Source organism: Sporosarcina sp. ANT_H38 (assembly GCF_008369195.1).
Classification (GTDB): Bacteria; Bacillota; Bacilli; order Bacillales_A; family Planococcaceae; genus Sporosarcina.
The window spans coordinates 452,543-469,190 of the sequence record NZ_VOBC01000001.1; the positions used below are offsets into that span (position 1 = coordinate 452,543).

The 16,648-nt window shown below is 41.5% G+C and carries 14 protein-coding genes; 13 read left to right on the plus strand and 1 reads right to left on the minus strand.

Going from position 1 to position 16,648, the window contains the following annotated elements; all coding sequences use genetic code 11:
• The first annotated feature begins 15 nt into the window (after positions 1–15).
• The 7 genes from dnaE to FQ087_RS02285 all read left to right on the plus strand — a co-directional run bounded on the left by dnaE (position 16) and on the right by FQ087_RS02285 (position 9,021).
• Positions 16–3,099: a DNA polymerase III subunit alpha gene (gene dnaE, locus FQ087_RS02255; protein ID WP_149578934.1), complete on the plus strand. Its 3,084-nt coding sequence runs from the start codon at positions 16–18 to the stop codon at positions 3,097–3,099.
• Between the two features lie 174 nt (positions 3,100–3,273).
• Complete coding sequence (locus FQ087_RS02260; RefSeq protein ID WP_149578935.1) at positions 3,274–3,933, plus strand: FadR/GntR family transcriptional regulator; 660 nt, start codon at positions 3,274–3,276, stop codon at positions 3,931–3,933.
• The gene (gene accD / locus FQ087_RS02265) at positions 3,930–4,790 is read left to right on the plus strand and encodes an acetyl-CoA carboxylase, carboxyltransferase subunit beta (protein WP_149578936.1); all 861 of its coding nucleotides are present in this window, start codon (positions 3,930–3,932) and stop codon (positions 4,788–4,790) included. The genes FQ087_RS02260 and accD overlap by 4 nt, the downstream gene beginning before the upstream one ends.
• Before the next feature lies 1 nt (position 4,791).
• Positions 4,792–5,745, plus strand: a complete 954-nt coding sequence (locus tag FQ087_RS02270; RefSeq protein WP_149578937.1) for an acetyl-CoA carboxylase carboxyltransferase subunit alpha — start codon at positions 4,792–4,794, stop codon at positions 5,743–5,745.
• 73 nt (positions 5,746–5,818) lie between these two features.
• Positions 5,819–6,778: a 6-phosphofructokinase gene (pfkA, locus tag FQ087_RS02275; protein ID WP_149578938.1), complete on the plus strand. Its 960-nt coding sequence runs from the start codon at positions 5,819–5,821 to the stop codon at positions 6,776–6,778.
• 36 nt (positions 6,779–6,814) lie between these two features.
• Complete coding sequence (gene pyk / locus FQ087_RS02280; RefSeq protein ID WP_149578939.1) at positions 6,815–8,575, plus strand: pyruvate kinase; 1,761 nt, start codon at positions 6,815–6,817, stop codon at positions 8,573–8,575.
• A 62-nt stretch (positions 8,576–8,637) separates the two neighbouring features.
• Positions 8,638–9,021, plus strand: a complete 384-nt coding sequence (locus FQ087_RS02285) for an FxsA family protein (RefSeq protein ID WP_188006613.1) — start codon at positions 8,638–8,640, stop codon at positions 9,019–9,021.
• Here the strand turns inward: FQ087_RS02285 and FQ087_RS02290 are convergent.
• The gene (locus tag FQ087_RS02290) at positions 9,011–9,985 is read right to left on the minus strand and encodes an AI-2E family transporter (protein ID WP_149578941.1); all 975 of its coding nucleotides are present in this window, start codon (positions 9,983–9,985) and stop codon (positions 9,011–9,013) included. The two genes, FQ087_RS02285 and FQ087_RS02290, sit on opposite strands and share 11 nt — an antisense overlap.
• A gap of 182 nt (positions 9,986–10,167) precedes the next feature.
• Between FQ087_RS02290 and citZ the strand changes: the two genes are divergently transcribed.
• The 6 genes from citZ to pnpS all read left to right on the plus strand — a co-directional run bounded on the left by citZ (position 10,168) and on the right by pnpS (position 16,636).
• Entirely contained in the window at positions 10,168–11,283 is a 1,116-nt protein-coding gene (gene citZ, locus FQ087_RS02295) for a citrate synthase (RefSeq protein WP_149578942.1), read from the plus strand.
• A 70-nt stretch (positions 11,284–11,353) separates the two neighbouring features.
• Positions 11,354–12,622 (plus strand): NADP-dependent isocitrate dehydrogenase, encoded by a 1,269-nt coding sequence (gene icd / locus FQ087_RS02300; RefSeq protein WP_149578943.1) that lies wholly within the window; start codon positions 11,354–11,356, stop codon positions 12,620–12,622.
• A 108-nt stretch (positions 12,623–12,730) separates the two neighbouring features.
• Positions 12,731–13,669, plus strand: a complete 939-nt coding sequence (gene mdh, locus FQ087_RS02305) for a malate dehydrogenase (protein ID WP_149578944.1) — start codon at positions 12,731–12,733, stop codon at positions 13,667–13,669.
• Between the two features lie 347 nt (positions 13,670–14,016).
• Positions 14,017–14,493, plus strand: a complete 477-nt coding sequence (locus FQ087_RS02310) for a MaoC/PaaZ C-terminal domain-containing protein (RefSeq protein ID WP_149578945.1) — start codon at positions 14,017–14,019, stop codon at positions 14,491–14,493.
• A gap of 17 nt (positions 14,494–14,510) precedes the next feature.
• Positions 14,511–15,221 carry a response regulator transcription factor gene (locus FQ087_RS02315; protein ID WP_149578946.1) on the plus strand — a complete coding sequence of 237 codons (711 nt, stop codon included), beginning with the start codon at positions 14,511–14,513 and terminating at the stop codon, positions 15,219–15,221.
• Entirely contained in the window at positions 15,221–16,636 is a 1,416-nt protein-coding gene (gene pnpS / locus FQ087_RS02320; RefSeq protein ID WP_149580719.1) for a two-component system histidine kinase PnpS, read from the plus strand. The genes FQ087_RS02315 and pnpS overlap by 1 nt, the downstream gene beginning before the upstream one ends.
• The last annotated feature ends 12 nt before the right edge of the window (positions 16,637–16,648 follow it).

Consider the following 16,648-nt stretch of genomic DNA (forward strand, 5'->3'; position numbering starts at 1 on the left):
GGCGGAGGGATTGCATTGACACTTGTCTATCCGCAAGTAGTAACTGGCGCAGATCTTCTGCGTGGCATCAATAAACTTGATTATCTAGCCCCGCTTCTGAAAAGGAGAGGGGCTAAAGCCGTCGCGATTGTTAACTCGAAATTGTACGGCGTTCAGTCATTTTATAAAGTGATGAAAAAACATGAAATCCGCCCGGTTATCGGGCTATCTATCTTTTTGGAAATTGGAGAAGGGGTAGCTGTCCTACTTTATGTCTATGCAAAAGATGATGAAGGCTATCGAAATCTACTGAAAATGAGCAGTGCCGTATCTGTAAGAGATTCTGAAACGCTGCCGCTGCAATGGTTGAAAGCATATAGTAAAGGCTGTATTATCGTTTATCCGTTGACGGATGTATCTTGGGGACCCTCCTTATCAGACATTGAGGAAGTTTTCCAGCGAGTCATAAAGGACTGCGACAAGTCATCGATTATCATTGGTGTTGCCAGGGCAGGAGGTGTCAGACATCCTGATGAAGAATTAATTGAAAAAATTGCAGATATAACTAATACGCCTATAGCTGCGGTCTATGAAAGCAGGTACTCCGACAAGGAAGATGCATTCGCTTATGAAGTTGCAGAAGCGATTCGCACAGGATTCAAGCTAAATGACCCGGCTAGGCCTGAAAACAGGCAAAAGGCTGCATATATTCCTGAGGAAATTGAACTTACAGAATGGTTCTCTGACAGACCTGAATGGCTCACGAACACGTCGGACATCCTCTTATCATGCGATGCGGCATTGCCCCCAAGTCAATCGCTTATGCCTGTATTTCCGGTTTCGGTAGGAGAAACAGCGACAAGATTACTGGAGCAAAATAGCATGAAGGGTTTAAAAAAACGACTAGGCAAAGTGGATGAGGCATATGAAGAACGTCTCCTTTATGAGATTAGTGTAATTAGTGAGATGGGCTTTGCTGATTACTTCCTGATTGTCGAAGATTTTATGCGTTACGCCAAAGAAAATGCTATCTTGACGGGGCCAGGGCGGGGGTCTTCTGCCGGATCTCTCGTTGCTTATGCGCTTGGCATCACAGATGTAGATCCGATTAAATATGGGCTTATTTTTGAACGATTTCTCAATCCCGGCCGGGTAACAATGCCGGATATTGATATCGACTTTGCGGATAATCGACGTGCAGAAGTAATTGACTATGTCGCACAGAAATACGGCAAGACAAATGTCGCACAAATCATTACGTTTGGTACGCTTTCCGCCAGGTCAGTCGCCCGAAATGTGGCACGTGTATTTGACTTTTCAAATGAAGAAATGGCCTACTTATCCAAGGAAATTCCAAATAGACATAGAATTACGCTTGAAGCGGCAGTTGCAGAATCGAGGGCGTTGCAAGATTGGATCGCAATTGATCCGCTGCGAAGTGACTGGCTTAAAGCAGCAATGAGCCTTGAAGGGTTGCCCCGTAATGCATCGACGCATGCTGCGGGTGTCATTTTATCGCCAGTTCCACTTGTTGAAGTGGTACCACTTCAAAGTGGGGCGGATGGAATTTACCTTACCCAGTGGCCAATGGGAGAAGTTGAGGAACAAGGTTTATTGAAAATGGATTTCCTTGGTCTGCGTAACTTAACTTTACTAGACCGTATCAGGTCGATGATTGCCTATGATAAAGGAATTCGTTTGGATTTTGAAAATATTCCTTTAAACGATGAAAAGACATTCGAACTCTTTAGAGCCGGAGATATGATGGGCATTTTTCAATTTGAATCAGATGGAATGAGAGATGCGCTTCGCTTGATACGGCCAACTAAATTCGAAGATATTTTTGCGATTAACGCACTTTACCGACCGGGCCCGATGGACAATATACCACTTTATAGCAGACGTAAAAATGAAAATGAAAAAATAACGTATATTCATCCGCTACTTGAATCAGTTTTGAAAGAAACATATGGCGTTATCGTTTATCAAGAACAAATTATGGAAATTGCGGTTCGCGTGGCAGGATTCACGATGGGTGAAGCGGATCTGCTAAGGCGTGCCGTCAGTAAAAAGAATCGAGTGAATCTAGAAAAAGAACGAATTCGTTTTACACAAAAAGCCATCGAAAATGATTTTCCTGAAAATGCAGCTGTTGCAATTTATGATCTAATTGTAAAGTTTGCGGATTACGGATTTCCGAAAAGTCATGCTGTTGCATACTCACTCATTTCATACCAGCTTGCTTATTTGAAAGCGAATGAACCCGCATATTTTTACGCTGCACTCCTTTCATCAATGACTGGAAATAATGACAAAGCAATGGAGTTGATGCGCGAATCTGAGGTAGTAGGTGTTAAAATTCTTCCGCCGTCTATTAAGCGCAGTAAATATACGTATACAGTTGAGAAAGGGGCCATTCGGATTGGTCTTGGAGCTATTAAAGGTGTGACGCCTACATTTTACGATGCTTTAAAGCGTGCAAGGAAGTCTGGTGGGAATTGGAAAACATTATTTGATATGGCAGCATCAGTTGGTGGTGATGTGTTCACTGAGAAGGCGATTGGACCGCTTGTAAAAGCAGGGGCACTCGATGAGTTCGGAGAATCACGGGCTATTTTACTCGCCTCGATTGACGCGGCGATATCTCATGCGTTGTTCATCCGCCCTGATGATGGCGATGATTTATTGAGTGAAGTACTTCGTTCGGTAGCAAGCCCAAAATATTCTCCAGGGGGTACGATGCCGCGCATGACGTTGCTCGAATTTGAAAGAGAAGTGCTTGGTTTCTATCTTTCAGAACACCCTGCAGCAGAAGCGAAAAAGGCAGCGGGCGGTGGATTTCATACGATTTCTTCGATTGACACAATTCCGGACCGCGCGTATGTGAAAATGGTAGGTCTAGTTATCGAGATTAAACGAATAAGAACGAAAAAAGGCGAATCAATGGCATTTGTTACGATTCAAGATGAGACGGGACAAATTTCTTGTACTTTATTTCCAAAACAATATACGATTTCAGAAAGTCAGCTTACTGAAATGACGATAATCCATGTCGAAGGAACTGTTGAACGTCGTAGAGGGAAGCCACAAATACTTGTTCAACAAACGAAAAATAGTTAAGAGGCATGCGGAAACAACAGGCATGCCTCTTTAAAATTTCATATGTATGTGTTGTGTTATGCGATTTGAATCAATTTCCAACTTTCACTTTACGTTCAGCATCGTTTTCTGTATGCTAAAGACAGGAGTGGTCAGACCACTTTTCATCATTTATATTTCCAAAGGGGTCCACGCATGCAAAATCCAAAACCATCGTCGAAAATGTTTCTAGATATTGTCGGTAAACTTAAATCGATAATTAACGAAGAAGGCATTGAAACCGGTGGAAAGCTGCCTTCCGAACGTGAACTGGCAGAGCGTCTACAGGCAGGAAGATCCACGGTTCGTGAAGCGTTACGAAGTTTGGAACTGCTCGGGATTATCGAAACTCGGCGTGGTGAAGGGACTTTCCTTGTCGATTTCAGGAAGCATCAACTTGTTGAAGTTCTTGCAGCTTTCATCTTGCAACAGCCAGATTCTGTTAGTGATGTTCAGGAAACACGTAGAATTCACGAAACGGCGGCAATCCTTGCTATATGTAAGGACAGAGCATTACGAGCATTACCAGTATGGGAGAGCTTGCTAAAAAAAATCGATCAGGATGGGGAAATTTTACGAGAGGACCTTGTCCGTGAGATGATTGTTGCGTCAGGAAATCGATTGTCTCTTAAAATTTGGTTTATATTAAAACAATATAGTAAAGTTCCATTCAGTGAAATGACAAAAGTTGATGAAAATGATAGTGTGAAAATGTTGCTACAAAACTTGTGCGATGGCAACGTGATTGCCACATTGGAAGCTTATTCTGAATGGATTGAATTAGTTGAAAGTGAAAGAGGGGACAATGATAAATGATTCGCGATATATTTATGAAAAACAGGAAAAAGCATATGACGACGATTCCTTCCGTTGACGCTAAAAATGATGTCCCGGAAGGAATCATGACAAAATGTCCAGAATGTAAAAACATTATTTTAACAAAGGATTTAATCAAACTAATGAAAGTTTGCCCCAAATGTGATCATCATTTGAAGATGACAGCAGCTGAACGTGTGGCCTGCTTGTTTGATGAAGAGACATTCGAATCGATTGATGATCATCTGAAAACGGAAAACCCTCTTAATTTCCCTGCTTACACTGAAAAAATTGAGTCAGATTCGAGAAGAACTGGTTTGAATGAGGCAGTTCTTACTGGAACGGGTAAAATCGATGGATTGGAAATTGCTGTAGCCATTATGGATGCACATTTCCGTATGGGATCGATGGGGTCGGTTGTTGGTGAAAAGATTACTCGCGCAATTGAAAAAGCGACCGATCTTGGTATTCCAATGATTATTTTTTCAGCGAGTGGTGGTGCACGTATGCAAGAAGGCGTATTATCGCTCATGCAGATGGCAAAATCAAGTGTCGCGCTTAATCGTCATTCCAAAAAAGGACTGCTTTATATATCCGTTATGACGTATCCAACGACAGGCGGTGTAACGGCAAGTTTTGCATCAGTCGGCGATATTAATATCGCAGAACCTAAAGCACTTATCGGATTTGCAGGTAGACGCGTAATCGAGCAAACTGTTAGAGAAAAATTACCGGATGATTTCCAAACTGCGGAATTCTTGCTGGATCACGGCCAATTGGACGCAGTCGTTCACCGTGCGGACATGAAAGAAACCTTATCTAAGATCGTTCGACTTCACGTGAAGGGGGCTAACTGACATGAGTAAGACGTTGAAATTCGAAGAGCCGATTGTTAAGCTACGCGAGAAAATCGTGGATCTTGAAGAGTTCACGGCAAACAACTCAGTTGACCTTTCAGGTGAAATCGAAACGTTAAAAGTACGTTTGAAGAACTTGGAAGAAGAGATTTACGAGAACATGGAACCGTGGGACCGTGTTCAAGTTGCGAGGCACCCGGAACGCCCGACTACACTTGATTATATCGAAATACTATTTGAAGATTTCATGCAATTGCACGGGGATCGTGCTTATGGCGATGATGCTGCAATCATTGGAGGTATCGCTTCATTTGAAAAAACTCCGGTAACAATCATAGGTCATCAACGAGGTAGAGATACGAAAGAGAATGTGAAACGAAACTTTGGTATGCCTCATCCAGAAGGTTATCGGAAAGCTTTGCGACTTATGAAACAAGCGGAAAAATTTGATCGTCCAATCATATGTTTCATCGATACGAAAGGGGCTTATCCGGGTAAAGCTGCTGAAGAGCGCGGTCAAGCTGAAGCGATTGCCCGAAACCTAGTTGAAATGGCGGGACTTACAGTACCGGTCCTTTCAATTGTTATTGGTGAGGGAGGAAGCGGAGGGGCGTTAGGGCTTGGCGTTTCTAACCATATTCTCATGCTTGAGAATTCTTGGTATTCAGTTATTTCTCCTGAAGGGGCAGCAACAATACTTTGGAAAGATGCATCACTTGCAAAACAGATGGCGGAAGCTATGAAAATTACAGCTCCACACTTGAAAGAAATGGGAATTATCGATGATATTATTCCTGAAGTACGGGGTGGTGCGCATCGTGATTCGAAAGCGCAAGCTATTAGTATCGGAAATGCAATTCGAACTTCCTTGGATGAATTAGGAACACTGGATGGCAAAGGTCTTGTTGACCATCGTTATGATAAATTCCGCCGTATTGGCGTTTTTTCTGAATAAAAGATAGAAATGGCTGACCGCATTTATTAGTGTTTATAATAAACTAAACTAAATCTACATAGGGGAGATTCCAATGAAGAAAATTGCTGTGTTGACAAGTGGGGGAGACGCACCGGGTATGAATGCTGCAGTTCGTGCAGTTGTTCGAAAAGCAATTTATGAAGGCCTCGAAGTTGCAGGCGTTTTCAATGGTTTTCAGGGATTAATCGAAGGGAAAATTGAACCTCTGCAATTGGGTTCAGTGGGAGATATCATTCAAAGAGGTGGAACGATATTGCGGTCAGCCCGAAGTGAGGAGTTCCGGACGCTGGAGGGGCGTGAAAAAGCCATGAAACAATTGAAGTTGAACGAAATCGATGCTTTAGTTGTCATTGGCGGTGATGGTTCATTCAGAGGTGCACTTGAATTAACATCTCTTGGTCTGCCATGTGTCGGAGTTCCCGCAACCATTGATAATGACATCAATGGTACTGAGCTTACAATTGGTTTTGATACAGCATTGAATACGGTCATTGATTCCATCGATAAGATTCGCGATACTGCTACATCTCATGAACGTACATTCATTGTTGAGGTTATGGGGCGTGATGCAGGTGACCTTGCCTTATGGGCGGGACTTGCTGGCGGTGCTGAAACGATTCTCGTTCCTGAAGAAAAATATGAATTGCCCAATATTATCGAACGGCTGAAAAGAGGTACGGGAAGAGGCAAGAAACATAGTATCATCATCGTGGCTGAAGGAGTTATGTCGGCTGCGGAGCTTGCTGAAATATTGATGCGTGAAGCAAATATTGAAACACGCATATCCGTGCTTGGTCATATCCAACGGGGGGGCTCACCTTCTGCGCGTGATCGTGTCATTGCAAGTCAGTACGGAGCAAAAGCTGTAGAAGTATTGCTAGAAGGTCGTGGTGGCATTGCAATTGGCATGCGAAATCATGTGGTGGTAGACTATAAACTAACGGACGTTTTCGAACAATCGGATGGTTTGGATATAGAGATGTACAAGTTGTCCAAGGAATTGTCTATTTAACTGGGTGTTTAAAAAACATAAAAGAGGCGATAGTTGATGAGAAAAACGAAAATTGTATGTACGATTGGTCCTGCAAGTGAATCACCGGAATTATTGGAACAACTTATTGACGCAGGTATGAATGTAGCGAGGCTCAATTTTTCCCATGGTAATCATGAGGAACATAAAGCTCGCATGGATACCATAAAAAAGGTTGCTCGTGAAAAAGGTAAAGTTGTTGGAATTCTGCTTGATACGAAAGGTCCTGAAATTCGGACACACTCCATGGAAAACGGTAAGTTGGAACTTGTAGCAGGACAAAATATTGATATTTCCATGACGCAAGTTGTAGGAAATAATGATGTGTTTTCAGTCAGTTACGGTAAACTGATCGAAGATGTAAGCAAGGGTTCTGTCATACTCTTAGACGATGGCCTAATCCAATTAGAAGTCACAGGTAAAGATGAAGAACGTGGGTTAATCCATACACTGATCATTAATTCGGGTTCGTTAAGCAATAATAAAGGTGTTAACGTACCGGGTGTTTCTGTACAACTTCCTGGAATGACTGAAAAAGATGCTGCTGATATCCTGTTTGGTATTAAGGAAGGTGTCGATTTCATAGCGGCCTCATTCGTAAGACGGGCATCTGATGTTATGGAAATACGTGCTCTTCTAGAGAAGAACAACGGCGGTAATATACAAATTATTCCCAAAATAGAAAATCAAGAAGGCGTCGATAACATCGATGAAATCCTGAATGTTTCAGATGGTCTTATGGTTGCGCGTGGAGATCTAGGTGTAGAGATTCCACCAGAAGAAGTACCGTTGGTTCAGAAAAATTTGATAGAAAAATGTAACCAGGCGGGTAAACCAGTGATCACAGCAACACAAATGCTCGACTCAATGCAGCGTAACCCGCGTCCTACACGTGCGGAAGCGAGCGATGTAGCGAATGCGATTTTTGACGGTACTGATGCAATTATGCTGTCAGGAGAGACCGCAGCGGGAATTTATCCGATCGAATCAGTCGAGACGATGGATAGAATTGCGCGTACTACGGAAGCGGCAATCGATTATCGTTCCGTCGTTTCAACACGTCGACGTGAAAAACACGGCAATATGACCGAAGCGATTGGACAAGCTGCTGCATACACGGCTATCAACTTGAAAGTGAAGGCTGTCCTTGCTCCAACAGAAAGTGGTCATACTGCTAAAATGATTGCTAAATACCGTCCGGGTTGTCCAGTCATTGCGGTAACTTCATCCGAAGCCTGTTCTAGAAAACTATCACTCGTCTGGGGTGTCTATCCGATTGTTGGTAAAAAAGTTTCTTCGATTGATGAAATCTTACAAGAGTCTGTCGAAGAGAGTGTCAAACATCAGTATGTCGGACATGGTGACGTTGTTATCATTACGGCTGGTGTTCCAGTTGGTGAGGCGGGAACGACAAACTTGATGAAAATTCATGTCATTGGGGATTTGCTTGCACGTGGACAAGGGATTGGCAAAAATGTAGCTTATGGTCGAACTGTTGTGGCTAAAAATGCAGCTGAAGCATTGGCATATGATACAGAAGGAGCGATTCTTATAACAAACGCATCTGATCGTGATATGATGCCTGCCATCGAGAAATGTGCAGGGCTGATTACGGAAGAAGGCGGATTGACAAGTCATGGCGCTATTGTTGGACTAAGTCTTGGAATTCCAGTAATTGTCGGTGTTGAAGATGCTACCGAGCTTATTCAACATGGCAAGGAAATTACGATGGATGCTGAATCTGGCGTTATTTACAACGGGCACGCTAGCGTTTTATAAATAAGATAAGGCTGCTTCCGATATGCTCGGTAAGCAGCTTTTTTTAGGAGATGAATTTTAACTTGAAATGGATTGTACTCACATTTATTGCTGTTCCAACGGCTGAACTTGCTTTACTAATTTATTCAGGGAAGACGCTTGGGCTTGTGCCAACAATAGCTATTATCCTTATTACAGGACTAGGAGGGGCATACCTCGCTAAGCGTCAAGGGATGAAAGCTTGGACTGATTTAAAAACGCGTATGACAGTTATGGAGACTCCTGGAGATGCACTTATTGATAGTCTTTGTATCCTGTTTGGTGGAATTCTGTTAATTATGCCCGGTTTCATCACCGACCTTGTCGGCTTTTTATTACTATTCAAAGGACCAAGAAATAGTATCAGGCCATTCATTCAAAATTGGATCTATAAAAAAATGAAAAATGGACAAATTGTCATCCGATAAACAAAGGGTGTTGTCTTACTTTCAATGCAGCAAAAAGTAAGAATGGCGTTAGCAAAATACCGGGTAAACCGAACAGATAGAAAGAAGAAATTGTTATAAAAAAAGCATGAATTGGCTTCAATTGGAAGGTGGATGCCCACATATATGATTCGGCCATTTGTCTTGATATCATGGTGAATATATATAGTAAAATGAGTGCAATTCCTATATATAAATTGTTTGTGTATAGGAAGAAAGCAGCCATGGGCAGTAGGAACAGGCCGATACCGAGGAATGGTAGGCTATCTGCCAGAGAGATAAGAAAAGCATTTCCAATTGGTGACTCGAACTGAAGAAAGATGAACCCCATTGTAATAATTAGGAATGTAAGGGAAAATAAGCGAGCCTCTACTGAAATGAAAGTTCCGATAAGTTGACCAGATTTTGTGAACATCCTTTTCGCAGGTTGGCGTATGGTGATTGGGAAGTAGACTAGAAACCAGTATCGGTTTTTTCCGGATTCGCGTAAGGCGAAAAAGTAAGCAACGAGGAAAATGAATAAACTGAATAGCTGTTGAAATATGGTACTAATCATCGATAAGGTGTATTCTAAAAGAGCATGGCCATATTCGACAACCTTATCCTCGAGAAAAGTGAACAATTTGCTTGCAATGTCCGTATTTTGAGTAATCGGTGCTATATGGCGTTCGACGGCTGGAACGGTGTCAATAAGACCGTGAATTGCGATAAAAGTGAACGCACTCATCAAAAAGAGCATAAGTGCAATAACGAATAATGTTGCTATTGTAAGCGGAAGCTTGGTCACTGAGCGGACGGACGATAGGATAGGTGCAGTAAAGTAAGCGATAATGACAGCGATTGCCGCTGGGGGAACAGCAAACAGGATAATACCTGTCAAAACAGCAGGCAACCATTTGATAAAAACCGATTGAAAAGCCTGTTGTCTGTTACTATTTTTCGGCATTTTCTGACTCCCTTTTCCTAAAACTAAAAACAAAAACAAGCGTATCCATTCACAAAGATGACAAAATTGATTATAATGGTCGTTGTAAGCGTTTTAGATAGCTATTTATTATCAGCAGACTAGCTGTTCCTCTGCCTTTTTTTGTGGACTGAACAGCTGTACTGAAAAAGGGAGCGATTTATATGACATCAACCAAAGGGTTGGAGGGAGTCGTAGCGACACAGTCAGCAATCAGTTCTATTATTGATGACACACTTACATATGTCGGCTATGATATTGATAATCTTGCAGATAACGCCAGCTTTGAAGAAGTTATTTATCTTCTTTGGCACCAGCGTCTGCCAAAAGAGGACGAACTTGCAGAACTGAAAAAACAGCTTGCAGATAACATGTCAGTTCCTCAAGAAGTACTTAATCATTTCAAAACGTATCCGATTGGGGAAGTACACCCAATGGCGGCATTGCGTACTGCAGTATCACTACTTGCACTATACGATGAAAAAGCAGAAGATATGTCTGATGAAGCAAATTATGAAAAAGCAATTAAGCTTCAAGCGAAAATTGCTACACTAGTTACTTCATTCTCACGTATCCGTAAAGGCCTTGAGCCTGTTGCTCCAAAAGTCGAATATGGCTACGCAGAAAACTTCCTATATATGCTTTCAGGTAAACAACCTGAAGCAATTGCAATTGAAGCATTCGACAAAGCCCTTGTCCTTCACGCAGACCATGAGCTCAATGCATCTACATTCACAGCACGCGTTTGTGTTGCGACGCTTTCTGATATGTACTCAGGTGTTACAGCAGCGATGGGTGCACTTAAAGGGCCACTTCACGGTGGGGCAAACGAACAAGTAATGAAAATGCTGATGGAAATCGGTTCAGAAGATAAAGTAGAATCATATATCCGTGCGAAATTGGATAACAAAGAAAAAATCATGGGCTTCGGCCACCGTGTCTATCGTAAAGGTGACCCGCGTGCAAAACATCTTCGTGAAATGTCTAAGCGTTTAACAGAACTTCGCGGTGAAGAGAAATGGTACAATATGTCCAATAAAATCGAAGAAATTGTTACTGGTGAAAAGAATTTGCCACCAAACGTCGATTTCTATTCGGCTTCTGTCTATCATTCACTTGACATTGATCATGATTTATTTACACCAATTTTCGCAGTATCTCGTATTTCGGGATGGATTGCACATATTCGTGAGCAGTATGCAAACAATAGGTTGATCCGCCCTCGTGCAGATTATACTGGTCCGGGCATGCAGAAATACGTTCCGATTAAAGAACGATAAGTACTTTAAATCTTTGGGCAGCATAGATATAAGTCGACACTCTAATTTTGAATTTGGGAGGAAATTATATATGACTAACGGTGGAAAAATTACAGTAACTAATGGTGTTTTAAATGTTCCTGATCACGCAACAATTCCTTTTATTATCGGTGACGGTACTGGCCCAGATATTTGGCATTCAGCATCACGCGTAATGGAAGCAGCTGTTGATAAAGCTTATGATGGCAAGAAAAAACTCGTTTGGAAAGAAGTTCTTGCGGGAGAAAAAGCATTCAACGAAACGGGCGAATGGCTTCCACAAGAAACACTTGACATAATCGATGAGTACTTGATTGCTATTAAAGGACCACTTACTACACCAATCGGCGGCGGTTTCCGGTCATTGAACGTTGCACTTCGCCAAGAATTGGATCTTTACACTTGTCTACGTCCAGTGCGTTACTTTGAAGGTGTTCCTTCACCTGTTAAACGCCCTGAAGATTGCGATATGGTTATTTTCCGCGAAAATACGGAAGATATCTATGCAGGTATTGAATACAAAGAAGGTACACCTGAAGCGAAAAAAATGATTGATTTCCTACAAAATGAAATGGGTGTTAAAAATATCCGCTTCCCAGAAACATCTGGAATTGGTATCAAACCTATTTCTGAAGAAGGTACAAAACGTTTAGTGCGTGCTGCTCTTACTTATATTATTAAAGAAGGCCGCAAGTCATTGACGCTTGTTCATAAAGGGAACATTATGAAGTTTACAGAAGGCGCATTTAAAAACTGGGGCTATGAAGTTGCTGAACAAGAATTCGGCGATAAAGTCTTCACATGGAACCAGTACGATAAAATCAAAGATGCTGATGGAACTGATGCAGCTAACAAAGCGCAAGCTGAAGCTGAAGCAGCTGGCAAAATCATCGTTAAAGATGCGATTGCTGACATCTTCTTGCAACAAATTTTGACACGTCCAAAAGAGTTCGATGTTGTTGCAACAATGAACTTGAACGGCGATTATATTTCTGATGCTCTTGCTGCACAAGTTGGCGGAATTGGTATCGCTCCTGGAGCAAACATCAACTATATTACAGGACATGCAATCTTTGAAGCAACTCACGGTACTGCACCGAAATATGCAGGACTTGATAAAGTTAACCCTTCTTCACTCCTACTTTCAGGCGTCTTGATGCTTGAGCACCTTGGATGGAATGAAGCGGCGGATATGATCACTGCTTCAATCGAAAAAACAATTGTATCTAAAGTTGTTACTTATGACTTTGCTCGTCTTATGGACGGTGCAACAGAAGTTAAAGCATCTGAATTCGCTAATGAATTGATAAAAAATCTCTAATTATTAATACTCCAACGGCGGAAAGCACTAGTTTTCCGCCGTTGGAGATTTTTAATAGATTCAATGGGGGATACCCCCCATACTTATGAATAAAGGGAGAGTCGACTCATGACAATGCAACGTAAAAAAGTCTCAGTTATCGGTTCTGGTTTCACAGGTGCAACTACAGCATTTCTTTTAGCTCAAAAGGAGCTTTGCGATGTAGTTATCGTCGATATTCCACAAATGGAAAATCCAACAAAAGGGAAAGCTCTTGATATGATGGAAGCTGGACCCGTTCAAGGTTTTGACGTGAGTATTATAGGAACTTCAAATTACGCCGATACAAAAGACTCTGACATTGTCATTATTACAGCTGGTATTGCTCGCAAACCAGGTATGAGCCGTGATGACCTTGTTCAGACGAACCAAAAAGTCATGAAAATCGTAACTGGTGAAATCGTAAAACATTCTCCGAATACAACAATCATCGTATTGACGAACCCTGTCGATGCAATGACTTACACAGTATACAAAGAATCAGGATTGCCGAAAGAACGCGTAATCGGACAATCTGGTGTACTTGACACTGCACGTTTTCGTACGTTTGTAGCGCAAGAATTGAACTTGTCTGTTAAAGACGTCACTGGTTTCGTACTTGGCGGTCATGGCGACGATATGGTTCCACTTGTACGCTACTCATATGCAGGCGGTATCCCACTTGAAACTTTGATCTCTGCTGAGCGTCTTGAAGAAATCGTAGATCGCACACGTAAAGGTGGAGCAGAAATCGTTAACCTTCTTGGAAATGGTTCTGCTTACTATGCACCAGCTGCATCACTTGTTGAAATGGCTGAAGCGATCCTTAAAGATCAGAAACGTGTTTTACCTTCGATTGCATACCTTGAAGGCGAGTATGGTCTTGATGGTATTTACATCGGTGTACCAACTGTGCTCGGCGCAGGCGGTATCGAAAGAATAATCGAACTTGAATTGACTGAAGACGAAAAAGCGGCATTAGCTAATTCTGCTGAATCAGTGAAAGCTGTTATGAAAGTTCTTGTCTAACTTGAAACAGCAGAAGTAGCTACTGATTAGGGGAACTCAGACTAAAATCGCCGCGTACTTCGGCTACCCCTTTCCGACTTATCGCGGGAGGTATTCACAAAGCGTCGAAGCGGTATTGGCAGAGATTCTAATTCATTCACTTGTTTCGTGATTTTTTCAGTGGATTCCCGTATTCATTTGTTCAACATATAGAGTTAATTGCGCAAGCGCCAATCAAAGTTTGGACGCAATTACACTGAGGCGTAATTGATAATCCTTTAATAAAAATCGAGTAGCGCATATGCTACTCGATTTTTTTTCAAATTATTGATAAACTTGTATTATCACATTTAAAAGGGGGGAGAAAGTTGATACTAGGGAAGAAAAGGCGTCTAGGTAGAAAGATAGAAGAAATTACTGTTGGAGAAAAATTGAAATTGACAGAGAAAATTGAAGATAAAGATCTACTACTCTATCTTGGACTAACAAATGACAGTAACCCACTCTATATCCAGCATGATTACGCTTCACAAACGGCTTATGGAATGCCCATAGTGCCAACTATTATGCTGACAGGGATTGTGACATCCGCCGTGTCTAAGTATTTACCAGGACCTGGTTCACATATTCTGAAACAACAATTGTCATTCCCGAAAGCTGTGTATCACTATACAACTATCAATTTTTTGCTCGAAATTATTCATGTTGATAAAGATAAAAATTTAATAGACATTTCAATCGAAGCACGTGACGAAAAGGAAGACATCGTCATTTCTGGAATAGTGACAGTCACTCCGCCAAAAGTGGAAGAGCGTCTTACATCACAAGCAATGGATAACTTTTGACAGGGGATTGATGCAAGTTGAGTTCAAGTATAAAGAAAATATTGATTGTCGATGACGAACAGCCGATTCGGACACTACTAGAATACAACTTGAAGCTAGCGCAATACGAAACAATCACTGCTGCTGACGGAGAAGAAGCTGTATTGAAAACAGAAATGGAAAAACCTGATTTGATATTACTTGATTTGATGCTTCCAAAAATGGATGGAATTGATGTCTGTAAAACGTTAAGACAGCGCGGACTCGACATTCCAATTATCATGCTTACGGCAAAAGGGGACGAGCTCGACAAGGTACTAGGTCTTGAGATTGGTGCGGATGATTATATGACAAAACCGTTTAGTCCGCGAGAAGTTGTTGCACGCGTTAAGGCTGTATTGAGACGGAGTGGAGAATGGACAGGCCGAATCGAAGAAACAGGAATTTTAACCACAGGATCTTTAACGGTTCACGCTGAACAATACGAAGCTTACCTTGACAAAGTAGTACTTGAATTCACCCCGAAAGAATTTGAACTGCTTGTTTATTTTATGCAGAACAAGAATCGAGTTCTATCAAGGGACCAACTTTTGAGTGCGGTCTGGAACTATGACTTTGCTGGCGATACTCGTATTGTCGATGTTCATGTCAGCCATTTACGTGAAAAGATTGAAGAGAACACGAAGAAACCTGTTTTCATCAAGACGGTAAGAGGAATTGGCTATAAATTTGAGGAACCGAAAACGTGATGAAAGATCTATATTATCGATTAACAATCGCTTGTGCAATTCTTCTTTCGGTTCTTTTAACTGGCCTCGGCATTGTCTTGGGTCAGTTTTTCCCTTTATTCGCACGGGATGTTGCACTGGATCTGCAACGGCAATACTGGGTTTATTTAATTATCACGTTGGTAATTGCATTTATACTATCTCTCTTTATAGCAATGCGGATGATGATGCAGTACGCTCGCCCGGTCGATGAAGTGACAAAAGTGGCCGTTCAAATTGCAAAAGGTGATTATTTAATAAGGACCAAGACGGATGAACCTGAATATAACAATGATCTTGCAATCTCTATTAACAAAATAGCGAGCAATCTCCAAGAAATGTCGACACTCAGGATGATGGAAAAAGAGCGATTGAAAACTCTTATCGAAAGTATGGGTAGCGGTCTGCTTATGTTCGGTCGTGAAGGATCAGTAAATCTGGTAAACGGTGTATTTGAAAAGACTTTTGGATTTTCAAAAGAGGAGCTCGTTGGCAAGACTTTCAAAACAATCGGTTTACCTATTGAAATTGAAAATTTGATTGAAGCTGTTTTCATGACAGAACAAGTGCATGAAAAGCAGGTAAGGGTTGATTCAGGAGGTCGCCTTTCCTACATGAGCGTTTATGGAGCGCCTGTCATCGGCCATCATGGTAACTGGCTCGGCATTGTTGTTGTCATGCATGATATTACGAAACTTGTCAGACTTGAAGAAGTAAGAAAAGATTTTGTTGCAAATGTATCCCACGAACTTCGTACCCCTATTACTTCAATTAAAGGATTTACTGAAACATTATTAGATGGTGCGATGAATGAGCCTATCATAATGAAAGAATTTCTTGAAATTATACAAAAAGAAAGTAACAGACTACATCTATTGATCGATGACTTGCTCGAATTATCAGCAATGGAAAGAGAAAATTTTTCACTTCAATTCGGTCATGTTGAGCTGCTAGACTTGATGAATGATGCATTAAAAATCGTTTCCGGAAATTTGGAACGAAAGAAAATGGATATCAAATTGGATATTGCTGAACAAATTAGTATCGAAGGTGATGCAAGGCGATTAATTCAAGTAATGGTGAATCTCTTATCAAATGCAATTAACTATTCTAAAGAACAGACAAAGATCACTGTTTCAGTTATAACCAAAGCCGAAAATGCAATTATCGAAGTACAAGATGAAGGAATAGGTATCGAACAAATTGAACTTGCACGGCTGTTTGAACGTTTCTATCGTGTCGATCGTGCTAGAAGCCGCGATTCAGGAGGGACTGGTCTCGGACTAGCCATTGTTAAGCACCTTGTGGAGGCACACAGCGGTACAGTCGAAGTGGAGAGTGCAATCGGCGTAGGAACGTTAATTCGCATATGTATACCTTTGCGTCAAGTTAATTGAGAATCCATGTGT